We start from the raw sequence: 16,076 nt of genomic DNA on the forward strand, positions 1-16,076 counted from the left end.
AATTTCCTGCGAAAAGCGAGCCCATCCGCCGCATGGATGCCACGATCCTGGCGGGGTTGTCGGTACCGCCTTCGATCCCTACTAAAGGGGCAACGGAGAAGAGCCATGACCGCGCTGCCTGACCAGTCCCGCCTTGTTGAAACCGCCGCCAAGCTCGTCGAGGCCGCGAAGCGGGCCGGCGCGGATGCCGCCGACGCCGTCGCGTTCCGGCGCATCGGCCTTTCGGTCGATATCCGCAATGGCGCCGTCGAGGAGACGGGGCGTTCCGAGGGCGACGAACTGGCGTTGCGCGTCTTTGTCGGCAACCGCCATGCCAGCGTCTCGACCAATGGCCTTTCGCCCGCCGACGAGCTGGCGATTCGCGCGGTCGCGATGGCGAGGGTGGCGCCGGAAGATCGCTTCGCCGGCCTCGCGCCGGCCGATCGCCTGGCGAAGTCGTTCCCCGATCTCGACCTGCTCGATCCCGCCGCGCCCTCGGTCGAGGACCTGATCGATCGCGCGACGCGGGCCGAGCAGGCCGCGCTCGCCGTGCCCGGGATCGCCAAGTCGGGCGGCACCTCGGCCGGCTGGTCGCTGTCCGGCGCCGTGCTGGTGACGTCGCATGGCTTCACCGGCGCCTATATGGGTTCGCGCCACAGCGTCTCCGCCACTGCCATCGCCGGCGAGGGCACCGGCATGGAGCGCGACTATGACAGCGCTTCGAAGATCCACGCCTCCGATCTGCCGGACGCGGCCGAGATCGGTCGCCGCGCGGCCGAGCGGGCCGTTCGCCGGCTGAACCCGACCCAGATGCCGACCGGCAGCGCCACGGTCGTCTACGATCCGCGCGTCGCGGTCAGCCTGCTCGGCCATCTCGCCGGCGCCGTCAATGGCAGCGCCATCGCCCGCAAGACCAGCTTCCTGCAGAAGGCGCTGGGCGAGGCGATCTTCGCGCCGGGCATCCGCATCACCGACGACCCGCTGCGCGTGCGCGGCCTCGCCTCGCGGCCGTTCGACGGCGAGGGCGTGGCGGTCGAAGCGTTCGACCTGATCGCGGACGGGGTGCTTCAGCGCTGGTTCCTCGACAGCGGCACGGCGCGCGAGCTCGGCCTCGAAACCAATGGCCGCGCGGTCGGCGGCGGCAGCAACCCGCATCCGAGCGCCACCAACCTGACGCTGCTGCCCGGCGACAAGACGCCGGCCGAACTGATCGCCGACATCGGCGACGGGCTCTATGTCACCGAACTGATCGGCCATGGCGCCAATGGCGTGACCGGCGACTACAGCCGCGGCGCCGGCGGCTATCGCATCCGCAACGGCCAGCTTGCCGAGGCGGTCAGCGAGATCACCATCGCCGGCAACATGCGCGACATGTTCCGCCGCCTGCTCGTCGCCAACGATCTCGAATACCGCTACGCCTTCAATTCGCCGACCGTCGCCATCGAGGGCATGATGATTGCCGGGCGCTGACATCATGCCGGACCGCGCCGCCGATCTGGCGCTGCTGGTCGCGGCGGCGCGCGAGGCCGGGCAGATTGCGCTCGGCTATTTCAAGCGCGACCCGAAGGTCTGGACCAAGGGCGCCAATTCGCCCGTCACCGAGGCCGATCTCGCCGCCAACCATGCCCTGCATGCGACGCTGACCGCGGCGCGGCCGGATTATGGCTGGCTGTCGGAGGAGAGCGCCGACACGCCGGATCGCCTGGACCGTCGCCGCCTGTTCGTCGTCGACCCGATCGACGGCACGCGCGGCTTCATCGACGGCAACCCCGACTGGTGCGTCTCGGTCGCGCTGGTCGAGGATGGCGCGGCGGTGGCGGCGGCGCTGTTCGTGCCGGCGCGCGAGGAGCTGTTCGAGGCGACCGCCGGCGGCGGCGCCCGCCTCAATGGCGACGCCATCCGCGTCAGCGACCGCCAGGCGCTGGAAGGCGCGCGGATCGCCGGCCCGGCGCGTCATTTGCGCGCCATGGCCGGGCACGGCATGGACCCGCGCGAGCGGCGTTTCACGCCCTCGCTCGCCTATCGCTTCGCGCTGGTGGCCTGCGGTCGTGTGGACGTCGCCACGGCGCGTCCCGGCGCCTATGATTGGGATCTTGCGGCAGTGGACCTTTTGGTGCAGGAAGCAGGCGGAACGCTGCGCGATCTCGAGGGCGCGCCGCTTCGTTTCAATGACGCGATACCGCGTCATCCGGCCCTGATCGCCTCGACGCCCGGGCTCGCTTCGGCGGCCATGGCCATCATCGCTGAAGCCGAGGCCGCGCATGAGGCTTCGGGCCCCGGCGCGCCTTGAGCGTGCCTTATCGGTTAGGACTAGGAGACGGCGGCATCATGCCTGGAACGGACAAGCAACTCCTGCATCTGGTGTTCGGCGGCGAGTTGAGCTCGGTCGGAACGATGGAGTTCTCCGACCTGTCGAAGCTCGACATCGTCGGCATCTACCCCAACTACAAGACCGCCTATGATGCCTGGAAGAAGGCGGCGCAGGGTTCGGTCGACAGCGCCCAGACGCGCTATTTCATCGTGCACCTGCACAGGCTGCTCGACCCCGACGCAACGGCGGGCTGAGCCGACGCCTCCGCGCCCACGGCGCTGCTGGCGGGAAATGAAAACCGCCGCGATTGCGGCGGCTGGAAGGGACAGATCGTATTTTGGCGGATTCTCAGGCCAAGAGGCGCGCCAAGCGCCCCAGCCTCCTCAAGAGGATTGGAACGTCGGACCAGGTCACGCGGCTGGCCGGCCGGAGCGCGGCGGCCTATCTGCGCTTTGTCCGCCGCACCAGCACGCTGGAGTTCGAGCCGAGCGAACCCTACGAATTCTTCGGCCACCTGCTGCCGGGCATCGTCGCCATGTGGCACGGCCAGCACCTGATGGTGCCGTTCATCCGCCGCGAGGGCCATGACGTCCGCGTCATGATCTCGAAGCACCGCGACGGCGAGATCAACGCGATCGCGGCCGAGAGCCTTGGCCTCGGCACGGTCCGCGCCTCGGCTGCCCGCTCCTCGTCGCGCGTCATCGAGAAGGGAGGCCTGCGCGGCTTCCTGGAAATGAAGGCCGCTCTGGCGCAGGGCGCGACGGTCGCGATGACCGCCGATCTGTCCAACCAGCGGTCGCGCCGCGCCGGCCCCGGCATCATCAAGCTGGCGCGCGCCTCCGGACGGCCCATCGTGCCCGTCGCGGTGGCGACCAGCCGGCATTTCGTCATCAAGAACTGGGACCGCACGACGGTCAACCTGCCTTTCAGCAAGGGCATCTGCGTCTTCGGCGTGCCGATCTACGTGCCGGCGGATGCCGACGATGCGCTGGTCGAGCAGAAGCGGGTCGAGCTCGAGGACGAACTCAACCGCGTGACGGAGCGGGCTTACCAACGCGTCGGCAGGCCGAATGTCTGAGCGCGGCGGAGCGGCCCTAACCGCCTATCGACTGGCTGGTTACGTCGCTTTGCCGCTGGTGCCGCTGCTGCTCGCCTATCGCACGGCGAAGGGCAAGGAAGATCGCTCCCGCCGCCAGGAGCGCTATGGCCGCGCGACGCTGAAACGGCCGACCGGCGCCCTGGTCTGGGTTCACGCCGCCAGCGTCGGCGAGACCAATGCCGTGCTGCCGCTCGTCCGCCGTATCGTCGAGGAAGGAATGAACGTGCTCTTCACCACGGTGACGGTGACGAGCGCTGCGGTGGCCGAGCAGCGCCTGCCGCGCGGCGCGTTTCATCAATATTCGCCGCTCGACATCACGCCCATCGTCAATCGCTTTCTCGACCACTGGAAGCCGGATCTCGCCATATCGGTCGAGTCCGAGATCTGGCCGACCAAGATGAGCCGGCTTGTCGCCCGCAATGTGCCGCAGATCTTCGTCAACGCCCGCATGTCGGAGCGCTCCTTCAAGCGCTGGAACAAGGTCGAGGCCGGCAAGGGCGGGCTGTTCGGCAAGGTGACGATGGCGCTCGCCCAGAGCGAGGGCGATGGCGAACGGCTCGCAGCGCTCGGCGTCCGGGACGTGCGCGTCACCGGCAATCTGAAGTTCGACGTTCCGCCGCCGCATGCCGCTCCGGAATTGGTCGAGGAAGTCCGTCGCGCCGTCGAAGGGCGCTCGGTCTTCGTCGCCGCCTCCACGCATGAGGGCGAGGAGGAGGGGATCGCCGCGGCGCACCGCGTGCTCCGCCACCGCCGCGCGGAACTCCTCACCATCATCGTGCCGCGCCACCCTGTGCGGGGTCCGGCGATCCGCGACATGCTGGCCGCCAAGGGGCTGGACGTGGCGATGCGCAGCGCCGGCGAGCCGATCACGCCGAAGACCGACATCTACCTGGCCGACACGCTGGGCGAACTCGGCATCTTCTACCGCGTGGCGCCGATCGCCTTTGTCGGCGGCACGCTTGTGCCCGTCGGCGGCCATAACCCGATCGAGGCGGCGCAGCTCAACGTCGCGATCCTGCACGGGCCGCATGTCCACAATGCCGCCGAGATCTATTCCGCCCTCGACCGCACCGGCCGGGCCGAGGTGATCCGCAGTTCCGAGCAACTCGCCAAGGTGCTCGGCGACCTCTTCGCCGACCCGAACGCGATGCGGCGGCGCGCCACCAAGGCGGCCGAGGCCCTGGCGCCCTTCACCGGCGCGCTCGACGCGACGATGCGGGCGCTCGTGCCTTATCTGGAGCCGCTGGCGATCACCGCGCGGCTGCGGGAACGCGAGGGATCGCCGCGATGATCCGCCCGCCGCGCTTCTGGTCGTTGCAGCGGCTTTCGGTGCCATCCCTGCTTCTGGCTCCCGTGTCCGGCCTCTATGGCTGGGTGGCGGGCCGGCGGATGCGCCGCAAGCCGAAAGCGACCGCCGCCGTTCCCGTCATCTGCGTCGGAAACTACGTCGTCGGCGGTGCCGGCAAGACGCCGACGGCACTGGCGCTCGCCCGCATTGCCCGCGCCCAGGGTCTCAATCCCGGCTTCCTGACGCGCGGCTATGGCGGTTCGGCGCGCGAGCCGCTTCTGGTCGATCCCAACCTGCATGATGCGGCCCGCGTCGGCGACGAGGCGCTGCTGCTTGCCGAGGCTGGGCCTGTCGTCGTCTCGCCGGACCGTCCGGCGGGGCTGCCGCTGCTGGAGCGGGCCGGCGTCGACCTGATCATCATGGATGACGGTTTCCAGAACCCGTCGCTGCACAAGGACCTGTCGTTGATCGTCGTCGATGGTGCGACGGGAATCGGCAATGGCCGCGTGTTTCCGGCCGGGCCGTTGCGGGCGCCGCTGCGCACCCAGATGATCCGCACCGACGCGGTGCTGATCGTCGGTGACGGCAAGCCCGGCGATCGCATCGTCCGTCGCGCCGCGCGGGCCGGCAAGATCATCCTGAAGGCGAAGCTCGAGCCGGCCGCGATGCAGGTCTGGGGACCGCGCTCTTTCCTCGCCTTCGCCGGCATCGGCAGGCCGGAAAAATTCTTCAACACGCTGGACCGCGCCGGCGTGCCGCTGGCCGACGTCAAGGCGTTCCCCGATCATCATGCCTATACCGCCGAGGACGCCCGCAAGCTGCTGGCCCGGGCCGATGCCGAGACGCTCGACCTGATCACCACGAGCAAGGATCACGCCCGCCTCGCGCGCCAGGAAGGCGACCTCGCCCGGCTGCGCGAACGGACGCGGGTGTTCCAGGTGCGGATGCATTTCGACAACGAAGCCCGCATCGCCGCCCTGATCGCGGAGACGGTGCGCCGGGTCGCGACTCGGTAGAGCCCTCGCATTTCGTCGCCTCTCCCTCAGGGAGAGGTCAGCTCGGCCCGGCCCGAGAAATACGCGAAGGCTGGAAGCGGCTAGCTTCGCAGCATTTTGCCCGGGTTGAGGATGCCGTTGGGATCCAGCGCCTGCTTGATCGAGTGCATCATCGCCATCGCCACCGGGCCCTTGGCCGCAGGCAAAAGGTCGCGCTTCAGGCGGCCGATGCCGTGTTCGGCCGAGATCGAGCCATTGTAGCGCGCGACGATGCCGTGGATCAGCGCGTTGACCTCGTCCCAGCGATCGAGGAACGCCTGCTTGTCGGCGCCGACCGGCTGGGAAATGTTGAAGTGGATGTTGCCGTCGCCGAGATGGCCGAAGGGCACGGGCCGGCAGCCGGGAATGAACGCCTCGATCGCCGCGATCGCCTCGTTCAGGAAGGCCGGGACGCTGGCGACCGGCACCGAGACGTCGTGCTTGATCGAGCCGCCCTCCGGCTTTTGCGCCTCCGACATGCCATGCCGCATCCGCCAGAACATGGCGCGGTCGGCGAGCGACTGGGCGATCGCCGCGTCGGCGACGACGCCCTGCTCGAAGGCGGTGCCGAGAATATCCTCGATCGCCGCGCGCGCCGCCTCGTCCGAATGGCCGGAGGAGATTTCGAGCAGCGCATACCAGGGCGCCACCGTGCCGACCGGGTCGCGGGAGCCGGGGATATGGCGCAGCACGAAATCGACGCCGATGCGCGGCATCAGTTCGAAGCCGGTGAGGTCATGGCCGGCGCGGTCGCGCGCCAGATTGAACAGGGCGAGCGCCGCGGCGGGGTCGGCGAGCGCCGCGAAGGCGACGGCCTGGCCCTTGGGGCGCGGATAGAGCTTGAGGACGGCGGCGGTGACGATGCCGAGTGTGCCTTCGCCGCCGATGAACAGCTGCTTCAGGTCATAGCCGGTATTGTCCTTGCGCAGCGCGCCGAGCCCTTCCCAGATCCGGCCATCCGCCAGCACCACTTCGAGGCCGAGCACCAGGTCGCGCATGTTGCCATAGGCGAGCACGGCGGTACCGCCGGCATTGGTCGAGATGTTGCCGCCAATCCGGCATGAGCCTTCCGAGCCGAGCGAGAGCGGAAACAGCCGCCCGGCTGCCTCGGCGGCGCTCTGCACGTCGGCGAGGATCGCGCCGGCTTCCGCCGTCAGCGAATAGCCCTCGGCATCCACGGCGCGGATCCGCGTCATGCGGTCGAGCGAGAGGACGATCTCGGTGCCGCTCGAATCGGGAACCTGGCCGCCGACCAGCCCGGTATTGCCGCTCTGCGGCACGATCGCGGTGCGCGTCTCGTTGGCGAGCGCGAGTATGGCGGAGACTTGGCCAACCGTCTGCGGACGAAGCACCAGCGGCGTCTCGCCCAGATATTTGTCGCGCCATTCCATCCGGTAGGGATGGGTCGCTTCGGGGTCGGTGAGGGCGCCGCCCGGGCCGACCAGGGCGGCGAAGCGGGCGAGAAGGTCTGGCGTCGGATGGTTCAGCATGATGGCAGGTTCGATCCTTGCTTGGCGACAAGCAGGATACCCGGCTCGCGGCTCCGGTTGGAAGCGGCATGCGCGGTCAAAAAAAGCCGGCCTGCAGGAGCAGGCCGGCGAGGACGGGCTTGGTTCTTTATGGGGTGGCGCGATTGCTCGCGCCACCGGCTTCCTGCGCGGCTACCGGCGGCAGTTGTCCTGACCGGGCCGGCAATTGCGGTTTCGGTTCTGCGGCTGCCGATTTCGGTTCTGGTTGTTCGGCCGGGCATTCTGGTTCGGTCGCTGCTGCGGCCGGGCGTTCTGATTGGGCCGCTGCTGCGGCCGGGCATTCTGGTTGGGCCGCTGTTGCGGCCGGGCATTCTGGTTCGGCCGCTGCTGCGGACGAGCGTTCTGGTTCGGCCGCTGTTGCGGACGGGCATTCTGCGATGGCCGCTGCTGCGGACGGGCATTCTGCGACGGCCGCTGCTGCGGCCGGGCATTGTCCGGACGCGACGGACGGTTCGCCTCGGGCCGGTTCGGGCGGTTGGGCCGGTTCTCGGCACCCGGGCGTCCCGTCTCGGGACGGTTCGGACGCGAGTTCGCGGGCCGCTCGGGCCGATTCGGCCGTCCGGTCTCGGCGCCGGGACGTTCCGGGCGAACGTTCGGCCGGTTCGGACGACCCGATTCCGTGCCGGGCCGCTCGGGCCGGTTCGGGCGACCGGTCTCGGCGCCAGGCCGATTTGGGCGTCCCGTCTCGGTGCCGGGACGGTTCGGACGGTTGTTGTCGCCGGGCCGGTTCGGCCGGTTGTTGTCGCCGGGCCGGTTCGGGCGGTTGTTGTCTCCGGGACGGCCGGGGCGATTGTTGTCGCCAGGACGACCGGGGCGGTTGTTATCACCGGGGCGGCCATTGTCGGGGCGACCGGGACGGTTGGGCCGATCGGGGCGATTCGGCCGGTCCGGCTGCCAGGCGCCGGGCGGGCGCGGCCGGTGCGGCGGACCGGGACGCCAGCCGGGGGTGCCATGCCAGTGATGCGTGACCCAGACATTGTTCCAGCCGCGATTGTTCCAGCCCCAGCGGTTGTTCCAGGCCGAGCCGACCAGGATCGCCGTGCCGAAGACCAGCGCGCCCGTGGCGGCGGTGGTGAACACATCGGCCGAATTGTAGACGGGGACGTAGATGCGCTCCGGCTGGGCCGGGGCGATCGAGATCACGCGCGGCGCGCTCGAAGTCGCCGGCTCGACGGTGACGACCTGCTGCGGCGTCGTCTTCAGATTGCCGACCTTCTCCGCCTGCGCGCGCAGGAGCTGGATGACGGTGGCGACGTCCTCAGGCTGGCGGTCGAAGGCGAAACCGAGCGACTCGGTCCAGTCTTCATGCTCGACCAGCATCTCGATAACCGACGGGAAGCGCATCAGCGCGACGACCGGCGCGTCGAGGCCGAGCTTCTCGGCTTCGGTATAGTTCTCGTCGGCGACGGCCTTGGGATTGGCGGCGAGCCAGTCATCGGCCTTGAGAAGCTGGTCCGGCAGCGTGCTGGCCGAAAGCACCAGCGCGAGCAGCGGATCGGGATAGAGCGCGATCGGGCCGAGCAGGAATTCCAGATCCGAGACCGTGTAGAGATCGGCGTCCTGGTCGGCGGTCGATGCCGCCGCGGCCTCCGCCGCGCCCGGCACCTGGTCGGGGAGGGCGGGGGCAGATCGCGGCGCTTCGGGAGCTGCCGGCGTTTCAGCCGCCGGCGCCGTCGTCGCGTCGCTCTGCGCCAGCTTGACGGGGGGCGTCAACGTCTCGGCGAGAACCGGATAGATTGTCGTCGACCAGCCGAATATGGCGGCGACTGCCAGTCGGGAATAGTTGCCCGTTCCAAACCAGACCTTGTCTTTCAAGCGTGGCGCCACTGCTGGGGCCCTCCTATCGGTCGGATGCTCGTAATAACTCGCACAGAAGCGAAGCCTTCGGAAGCTTTACGCTTGGTGAGCCGGCGGGATGGTTAAGTTTGGGATGGAGAGCCGGATCGCGGGACCGGCAGCCTAGGAAACGGGGCGCATCCGCCGCTTCGAGCGGGACCGATCCGCCGGCGGCCCGCGTTCCACGACAAGTGTACATCGACTGTGATGGACGACTGCTTGCTTCGCCTTGAAGCGCAGGGGACCCTGTGCGATAGGAGGCACGCCTCCAGTCGCACGAAGAGGGAAAAATAGGCATGATCGAAGCAGGCGGTTTGATGAAGGGTAAGCGCGGCCTCGTGCTGGGCGTCGCGAACAACCGGTCGATCGCCTGGGGAATCGCCAAGGCCGCCCATGACCACGGCGCCGAACTGGCTTTTACCTACCAGGGCGATGCGCTGAAGAAGCGCGTGGAGCCGCTTGCGGCTGAGCTCGGCGCGATTGTCGTCGGGCATTGCGACGTCACCGACAGCGCCTCGATCGACGCAGTCTTCGCGGAAGTCGAAAAGCAGTGGGGCAAGCTCGACTTCCTCGTGCACGCCATCGGCTTCTCCGACAAGGACGAGCTGACCGGCCGCTACGTCGACACGACCGAAGGCAATTTCAACAAGACCATGCTGATCTCGGTCTACTCGCTGACCGCCGTGACCCAGCGCGCCGAGAAGCTGATGACGGATGGCGGCTCGATCCTGACGCTGACCTATTACGGCGCCGAAAAGGTCATGCCGAACTACAACGTCATGGGCGTCGCCAAGGCCGCGCTCGAGGCGAGCGTGCAGTATCTGGCCGTCGACCTCGGACCGAAGAATATCCGCGTCAACGCGATTTCCGCCGGTCCGATCAAGACGCTGGCCGCCTCCGGCATTGGCGATTTCCGCTATATCCTGAAGTGGAACGAGTATAACGCGCCGCTGCGTCGCACGGTGACGACCGAAGAGGTCGGCGACTCCGGCGTCTACTTCCTGTCGGATCTGTCGCGCGCCGTCACGGGCGAAGTCCACCACGTCGATTCGGGCTATCACGTTGTCGGCATGAAGGCCGTCGACGCGCCCGATATCTCCGTCATCAAGGACTAAAGCGTCTTCGAGCGACGTGTGCGCGGTGCGCGTGAGAAAACGCGGCCAAACAAGGAGTCAAGTATTCTACCACTTCGCTGAAACGGTAGAATACTCTGAGCATTTCGGAGCAAGCCGTGCCGACCCTTGTCTTCATCCGGCACGGCGAGACCGACTGGAACGCCGAAGGGCGCTTCCAGGGCCAGCGCGACATTCCGCTGAATGCGCGCGGACGCGGGCAGGCCCAGCGCAACGGTCGTGTGCTGGCCGAGCAGATGCCGGAGACGGCGCGTTTCGACTTTGTCGCCAGCCCGCTGGAGCGCACGCGCCAGACCATGGAAATCGCCCGCGGCGCCATGGGGCTGGATCCGTCCGGCTACCGCCTCGACCCCATCCTCAAGGAAATCACCTTCGGCCGCTGGGAAGGCTATACCGCGCCCGAACTGATGCAGCGCTGGCCCGATCTGGTGGCCGAGCGCGACGTCGACAAATGGGGCTTCCAGCCGCCGCAGGGCGAGAGCTATGCCATGCTCTCGGTGCGGATCGGCACCTGGCTTGCCAGCGTCACCCAGGATACGGTCGTCGTCTCGCATGGCGGCGTCTGCCGGGTGCTGCGTGGCCTTCTGCTCGGCCTCGATACCGAGCAGACGCCCAATCTCGACGTTCCCCAGGATCGGATCCTGGTTTGGGACGGCCGTGGAACCCACTGGATCTGATCCCCTCAGCCGTTACGCCTGCCTGGCCATCCCGCCTCGATACCCATGGATCAGAACGCTTGACCATCGGGCGATTTTCCTGCGGTCCTGGTTACCCGGGCCCGAGGTGATTTGGCCTGCCGGCGATTTCCCGTATCCGGCGAGTGCCACCGATGGGCAAGCGATCCTCCGACAAAAGAAAACGACGTCCGGAGGGGTGCCGAACGTCGTCTTTGGGAGGTCAGTCAGGTCGATGAAGGTCAGGGATGCTCAGACATTGCCGTTTTCATCGCGCACGGGGGTCGGGTTGTACGTGCCGACGCCATCGGTTTCGTTGGTCATGATGCCAAGTCGCTGGACGGGAAGAATGCGAAGCAACTGGCGGCCGTCCTGAGACAGGAAAGTCTGGCCGGTCCTCAACGACAGGGTGCTTGTGGACGCATTGACGCTGGAAACGGTGCCGTCGGCCTGCTCGGCAGCGATTGCGGCTGCACCCGAGGCGAGGAACGCGACGGAGGCAGCGACGATGATGAAATTGCGCATGATGTTATCCTGGTCGAACCGTGTTCGACGGAAGCGAGCCCATTCGGGGAGGGCTATTCCCGACCGCCTGTGGGGCCAGGCGGAACGTAGAAACCGGTGTCCGGGGGCGCCGGACTCCGGTTTGGTCTTGAGATCGTCAGGTCTGGGGAACTTGAGGATCAGTCGTTGGCGGGGGCCGGGTTGAACGCGCCGAGGCCCTGGCTGCCATTGTGGCTGACGCCGACGCTCTGGCCCGGCAGGATACCGTAGAGCTGGGTGCCGTTGGCGAAATTGAACGTCTGGCCGTCCTGCAGGGTGAGCGTGCCGGCCGCAGCGTTGACGCTGGTGACGGTGCCTTCGGTCTGCTCGGCGGCGATGGCGGCAGCGCCCGAGGCGAGGAAGGCGACGGAAGCAGCGGCGAGGATCAGATTACGCATTGGAGTCTCCTTGTCGAACCGCGTTCGACGTGATGTGGCCCGGTCGGGGGAGGGGCCATTCCCGTCCGCCTGTCGGGGGGGGGCAGGCGGTAGATCAAGTCGGTGTCCGGAAGGGGGAGGAAGCCGGACGCCGGCCTGGAAGCTCAGCTCGAGATCGCGAGGGCGATCAGTCGTTGGCCGGCTTCGGGTTGAAGGCGCCGAGGCCCTGGCTGCCATCGTGGCTGACGCCGACCGTCTGGCCCGGCAGGATGCCGTAGAGCTGGGTGCCGTTGGCGAAATTGAACGTCTGGCCGTCCTGCAGGGTGAGCGTGCCGGCCGAAGCGTTGACGCTGGTGACGGTGCCTTCGGTCTGCTCGGCGGCCATGGCGGCGGCGCCGGAGGCGAGGAAGGCAACGGAGGCGGCAGCGAGGATGAGATTGCGCATTTTAGAGTCTCCTTGTCGAACCGTGTTCGACGTGATTGTGCCCGTTCGGGGGAGGGCAATTCCCGGCCGCCTGTCGCGGGGACGACAGGCGGGAGGTGCGCTGGGTCCGGAGGGGAGCCGGACCGCGGCCGTGGGGGTCAGGGAGAGATGAGATCAGATCAGGCTTGGATCCGTTCAGGCTTGGATCAGTCGTTGGCGGGGGCCGGGTTGAACGCGCCGAGGCCCTGGCTGCCATTGTGGCTGACGCCGACGCTCTGGCCCGGCAGGATGCCGTAAAGCTGGGTGCCGTTGGCGAAATTGAACGTCTGGCCGTCCTGCAGGGTGAGCGTGCCGGCCGCAGCGTTGACGCTGGTGACGGTGCCTTCGGTCTGCTCGGCGGCGATGGCGGCTGCGCCCGAGGCGAGGAAGGCGACGGAAGCAGCGGCGAGGATCAGATTACGCATTGGAGTCTCCTTGTCGAACCGCGTTCGACGTGATGTGGCCCGGTCGGGGGAGGGGCCATTCCCGTCCGCCTGTCGGGGGGCAGGCGGTAGATCAAGCCGGTGTCCGGAAGGGGGAGGAAGCCGGACGCCGGCCTGGAAGCTCAGCTCGAGATCGCGAGGGGCGATCAGTCGTTGGCCGGCTTCGGGTTGAAGGCGCCGAGGCCCTGGCTGCCATCGTGGCTGACGCCGACCGTCTGGCCCGGCAGGATGCCGTAGAGCTGGGTGCCATTGGCGAAATTGAACGTCTGGCCGTCCTGCAGGGTGAGCGTTCCGGCCGAAGCGTTGACGCTGGTGACGGTGCCTTCTGTCTGCTCGGCGGCCATGGCGGCTGCGCCGGAGGCGAGGAAGGCAACGGAGGCGGCAGCAATGATAAGGTTATGCATCTTTTTTTCTCCTGGTCGATTCATTCGACCGCTTGCAGCGACGACCCCTATTCCTGTGGGGCGGTATCGTTCAGTCCGTCGCCGGTGAGCTGAATTTGGTCCTGTCCATTGCCGTTTGCAAGCGCGCGATATTTTTCAAAATGGACCTTTGGGGCCCTAGCAATTCTCTTTTTGAATACATAATGGGCCATTATAGGGTGAAAATTCTACATAACGGCTTAATCGTAGAATAAAATATGCGGCTTGCCACTGGATTGTTCACCGAACCCGGCGGCACTGTTCAATATGTATCGCTGCTTATTGTAGTAAAAGCTCATCAAATGGATCTGGTGGGGCCGATTGCGGGCTTCAGGCCGGTCGAATCGGGCTCTCCGCCACCTCATCGGCCGATAAAAAGTACGACCACTTATCATTGCCCGAGCTTCTTAACTGGTCATGCCGCCTGGTCTGCCGGCCTTCGGGCGGCGGAGGCGAGAGAGGCGGAGTCGGGTGGATGTCCAACCGGGAGCCTTGCAGATGCCGCATCCGGCGGTCGTGTCCGCGCCAGGCGTCGATGGCGGGCCGGCCCGCTTGCCGGGGGCGGCATGGGCAGCCTGGCGGCGTCTGGTGAACGGCCTTCCCCGCTTGGCCGGCCGACCCCGTGGGGCGCGAACTCGACGTGCACGGCGGGCGCTCGCGGGTGAAAACGATCCAGGAAGGCCAGAAAAGATAGCGGCGCCCGGAGGGGTGCCGGGCGCCGCTTTCAGAGAGTAGCGTCAACGGGGAGGTCAGTAATTTCCGTGGTCGCCGTCACTCTCCGGGTGGGGGTCGAAAGCCGTGATGCCCTGGTTCCGGCCGGTGTAGGACACACCGACCGACTGGCCGGGCACGATTCCATAGAGCACCGCCGGGTTGGCAAAGGTGAATGTCCGTCCGGATTGCAGCGTCAATGTGCCGTGTCCGACATTGACGCTTCCGACCGAACCTTCGACCTCTTCGGCGGCGTAGGCGGCGACGCCCGAAGAGAGGAGGGCGACAGACGCGGCGGCGAGAACGAGATGGCGCATGGTGTGGTTTCCAGTTCCTGCAGGGTCAAGCCAGGGGCCGATGAAGCGATCCGCGCGGGGGAAGCGGTGCCCGTTCCTGGCTACGTCGGAAAATGGAGTCCTCTCGTTCGAAGGCAATTCACAAGGAATTCATCGGCTTAGCGATTCCAGAGCCGCTTTCGCCGCCGCAGGCCAGCGCGGGAGCGAAGCCTGGCCGTTTCGCTGCAATCGTCGGGGTGATGTGACATGTCGCACCGTCCGGCCCTGGGTAATCACGGTTTCGTGGAAGTCCTCATGGCTGATAATAGCAAAGCTTACCATCAGTGCAAGTGATGGTGTCCTCTGCTCACTCTCTATGCACCGCTCGCGCTTATCCGTGCCCGCGCGAAGCTGGCGTTTGACGGAAGGCCGCTGGCTTTCTAGAACCGGGGCCAATCACCGGGAGCGCCTTCGCCCATGTCGCACAATACCTTCGGCCATCTGTTTCGCGTCACGACTTGGGGCGAGAGCCACGGACCCGCACTTGGCGCGGTCGTCGACGGCTGTCCGCCGCGCATCGCCATTTCCGAGGCCGAGATCCAGGCCTGGATGGACAAGCGCAAGCCCGGTACCTCGCGCTTCACCACCCAGCGCCGCGAGCCCGACGAGGTGCGCATCCTTTCCGGCGTCCTGCCGCAGGAAGACGGCACGCTTCTCACCACCGGCACGCCGATCGCGCTCGAGATCCAGAATGTGGACCAGCGCTCCAAGGACTATGGCGACATCAGGGATCGTTACCGGCCCGGCCATGCCGACTTCACCTATGACCTGAAATACGGCATCCGCGATTATCGCGGCGGCGGCCGTTCCTCGGCCCGCGAGACGGCGGCCCGCGTCGCCGCCGGCGCCATCGCCCGCAAGGTCGTGCCGGGCATGAGCGTGCGCGGCGCGCTGGTGCAGATCGGTCCGCACAAGATCGACCGCGCGCGCTGGAACTGGAACGAGGTCGACCAGAACCCCTTCTTCTGCCCGGACGCCGAGACGGCGACGGTGTGGGAGGAATATCTGGACGGCATCCGCAAGGCGGGTTCTTCCGCCGGCGCGGTGATCGAGGTCATCGCCGAGGGCGTGCCGGCCGGCCTTGGTGCGCCGGTCTATGCCAAGCTCGACCAGGATATCGCCAGCCTGCTGATGTCGATCAACGCCGTGAAGGGTGTCGAGATCGGCGAGGGTTTTGATGCCGCGGCGCTCACCGGCGAGGAGAATGCCGACGAGATGCGCATGGGCAATGACGGCAAGCCGCTGTTCCTCTCCAACCATGCCGGCGGCATCCTGGGCGGCATCTCGACCGGCCAGCCGATCGTCGCCCGCTTCGCCGTCAAGCCGACTTCGTCGATCCTGACCACGCGCCGCTCGATCACCGCGCAGGGCGAAGAGGTCGACGTCATGACCAAGGGCCGGCACGACCCCTGCGTCGGCATCCGCGCCGTGCCGATCGGCGAGGCTATGGTCGCCTGCGCCATCGCGGACCATTATCTTCGTCATCGGGGCCAGAACGGGTAGGCTCCACCACGCAGCTTGGGGAGGACGTCATGGCGATCGCACGGATTGGCGAGTTTCGGGCCCTCGCGGGCCAGGAGGACGCTCTGGCCCATTTCCTTGCCTCGATCACGCCCCTGATCCTGGGCCGGAGGGCGCGCTGTCCTGCCAGCTGTTCCGCGACCGGGACGACGCCGCGCGCTTTCTCATGATCGAGCATTGGGAAACGCCCGAGGCGCACCAGGCCTCGGTCAGGAACATCCCGCCGGACCTGTTGCAGCAGGCGCGGGGCCTTTTCGCGACCGCGCCCGTCGGCTCCTATTTCGATCCGGTCGACTGAGCGGCCGCATCGGGTCGGGAACGGTTGACGCACCGTTCACCTCCCGCCGAGCTGATAAGCCCTATATATGGTCTCACAGG

At 67.3% G+C, this 16,076-nt stretch carries 18 protein-coding genes; 10 read left to right on the forward strand and 8 right to left on the reverse strand.

The window, feature by feature from the left end:
• The first annotated feature begins 105 nt into the window (after positions 1 to 105).
• The 6 genes from OSH10_RS15925 to lpxK all read left to right on the forward strand — a co-directional run bounded on the left by OSH10_RS15925 (position 106) and on the right by lpxK (position 5,693).
• Positions 106 to 1,449 (forward strand): TldD/PmbA family protein, encoded by a 1,344-nt coding sequence (locus OSH10_RS15925; protein ID WP_266332884.1) that lies wholly within the window; start codon positions 106 to 108, stop codon positions 1,447 to 1,449.
• 4 nt (positions 1,450 to 1,453) lie between these two features.
• Entirely contained in the window at positions 1,454 to 2,269 is an 816-nt protein-coding gene (locus OSH10_RS15930) for a 3'(2'),5'-bisphosphate nucleotidase CysQ (protein ID WP_266332885.1), read from the forward strand.
• A gap of 38 nt (positions 2,270 to 2,307) precedes the next feature.
• On the forward strand, positions 2,308 to 2,544 hold the full coding sequence (locus tag OSH10_RS15935) for a DUF4170 domain-containing protein (protein WP_266332886.1): 237 nt from the start codon (positions 2,308 to 2,310) through the stop codon (positions 2,542 to 2,544).
• An 83-nt stretch (positions 2,545 to 2,627) separates the two neighbouring features.
• Positions 2,628 to 3,368: a lysophospholipid acyltransferase family protein gene (locus OSH10_RS15940; protein WP_266332887.1), complete on the forward strand. Its 741-nt coding sequence runs from the start codon at positions 2,628 to 2,630 to the stop codon at positions 3,366 to 3,368.
• Positions 3,361 to 4,680 (forward strand): 3-deoxy-D-manno-octulosonic acid transferase, encoded by a 1,320-nt coding sequence (locus OSH10_RS15945; RefSeq protein ID WP_266332888.1) that lies wholly within the window; start codon positions 3,361 to 3,363, stop codon positions 4,678 to 4,680. Before OSH10_RS15940 ends, OSH10_RS15945 begins: the two co-directional genes overlap by 8 nt.
• Positions 4,677 to 5,693 (forward strand): tetraacyldisaccharide 4'-kinase, encoded by a 1,017-nt coding sequence (lpxK, locus tag OSH10_RS15950; RefSeq protein ID WP_266332889.1) that lies wholly within the window; start codon positions 4,677 to 4,679, stop codon positions 5,691 to 5,693. The genes OSH10_RS15945 and lpxK overlap by 4 nt, the downstream gene beginning before the upstream one ends.
• Before the next feature lie 80 nt (positions 5,694 to 5,773).
• Here the strand turns inward: lpxK and OSH10_RS15955 are convergent, their stop codons facing one another.
• On the reverse strand, positions 5,774 to 7,201 hold the full coding sequence (locus OSH10_RS15955; protein WP_266332890.1) for an FAD-binding oxidoreductase: 1,428 nt from the start codon (positions 7,199 to 7,201) through the stop codon (positions 5,774 to 5,776).
• A 171-nt stretch (positions 7,202 to 7,372) separates the two neighbouring features.
• On the reverse strand, positions 7,373 to 9,067 hold the full coding sequence (locus OSH10_RS15960; RefSeq protein WP_266332891.1) for a DUF3300 domain-containing protein: 1,695 nt from the start codon (positions 9,065 to 9,067) through the stop codon (positions 7,373 to 7,375).
• A gap of 305 nt (positions 9,068 to 9,372) precedes the next feature.
• On the opposite strand from OSH10_RS15960, the gene fabI reads away from it, so the two are divergent.
• Positions 9,373 to 10,191 carry an enoyl-ACP reductase FabI gene (gene fabI, locus OSH10_RS15965; protein ID WP_266332892.1) on the forward strand — a complete coding sequence of 273 codons (819 nt, stop codon included), beginning with the start codon at positions 9,373 to 9,375 and terminating at the stop codon, positions 10,189 to 10,191.
• A 116-nt stretch (positions 10,192 to 10,307) separates the two neighbouring features.
• On the forward strand, positions 10,308 to 10,886 hold the full coding sequence (locus tag OSH10_RS15970) for a histidine phosphatase family protein (RefSeq protein WP_266332893.1): 579 nt from the start codon (positions 10,308 to 10,310) through the stop codon (positions 10,884 to 10,886).
• A 249-nt stretch (positions 10,887 to 11,135) separates the two neighbouring features.
• Here OSH10_RS15970 and OSH10_RS15975 read toward each other — a convergent pair whose 3' ends face one another.
• The 6 genes from OSH10_RS15975 to OSH10_RS16000 all read right to left on the reverse strand — a co-directional run bounded on the left by OSH10_RS15975 (position 11,136) and on the right by OSH10_RS16000 (position 14,159).
• On the reverse strand, positions 11,136 to 11,408 hold the full coding sequence (locus tag OSH10_RS15975; RefSeq protein ID WP_266332894.1) for a hypothetical protein: 273 nt from the start codon (positions 11,406 to 11,408) through the stop codon (positions 11,136 to 11,138).
• A gap of 158 nt (positions 11,409 to 11,566) precedes the next feature.
• Complete coding sequence (locus OSH10_RS15980; RefSeq protein WP_266332895.1) at positions 11,567 to 11,824, reverse strand: DUF1344 domain-containing protein; 258 nt, start codon at positions 11,822 to 11,824, stop codon at positions 11,567 to 11,569.
• A gap of 166 nt (positions 11,825 to 11,990) precedes the next feature.
• Positions 11,991 to 12,248, reverse strand: coding sequence for a DUF1344 domain-containing protein (locus OSH10_RS15985; RefSeq protein WP_266332896.1), 258 nt, complete (start codon positions 12,246 to 12,248; stop codon positions 11,991 to 11,993).
• Positions 12,249 to 12,433: 185 nt separating this feature from the next.
• On the reverse strand, positions 12,434 to 12,691 hold the full coding sequence (locus OSH10_RS15990; protein WP_266332895.1) for a DUF1344 domain-containing protein: 258 nt from the start codon (positions 12,689 to 12,691) through the stop codon (positions 12,434 to 12,436).
• Between the two features lie 164 nt (positions 12,692 to 12,855).
• Positions 12,856 to 13,113, reverse strand: coding sequence for a DUF1344 domain-containing protein (locus OSH10_RS15995; protein WP_266332897.1), 258 nt, complete (start codon positions 13,111 to 13,113; stop codon positions 12,856 to 12,858).
• A gap of 767 nt (positions 13,114 to 13,880) precedes the next feature.
• The gene (locus tag OSH10_RS16000) at positions 13,881 to 14,159 is read right to left on the reverse strand and encodes a DUF1344 domain-containing protein (protein ID WP_266332898.1); all 279 of its coding nucleotides are present in this window, start codon (positions 14,157 to 14,159) and stop codon (positions 13,881 to 13,883) included.
• A 435-nt stretch (positions 14,160 to 14,594) separates the two neighbouring features.
• On the opposite strand from OSH10_RS16000, the gene aroC reads away from it, so the two are divergent.
• Positions 14,595 to 15,680 carry a chorismate synthase gene (gene aroC / locus OSH10_RS16005; RefSeq protein ID WP_266332899.1) on the forward strand — a complete coding sequence of 362 codons (1,086 nt, stop codon included), beginning with the start codon at positions 14,595 to 14,597 and terminating at the stop codon, positions 15,678 to 15,680.
• A gap of 136 nt (positions 15,681 to 15,816) precedes the next feature.
• A complete protein-coding gene (locus OSH10_RS16010; protein WP_266333140.1) occupies positions 15,817 to 15,996 on the forward strand; it encodes a putative quinol monooxygenase in 180 nt (59 codons plus the stop codon).
• Positions 15,997 to 16,076: the final 80 nt, after the last annotated feature.

It is taken from the genome of Kaistia defluvii, from assembly GCF_026343955.1.
Lineage (GTDB): Bacteria > Pseudomonadota > Alphaproteobacteria > Rhizobiales > Kaistiaceae > Kaistia > Kaistia defluvii.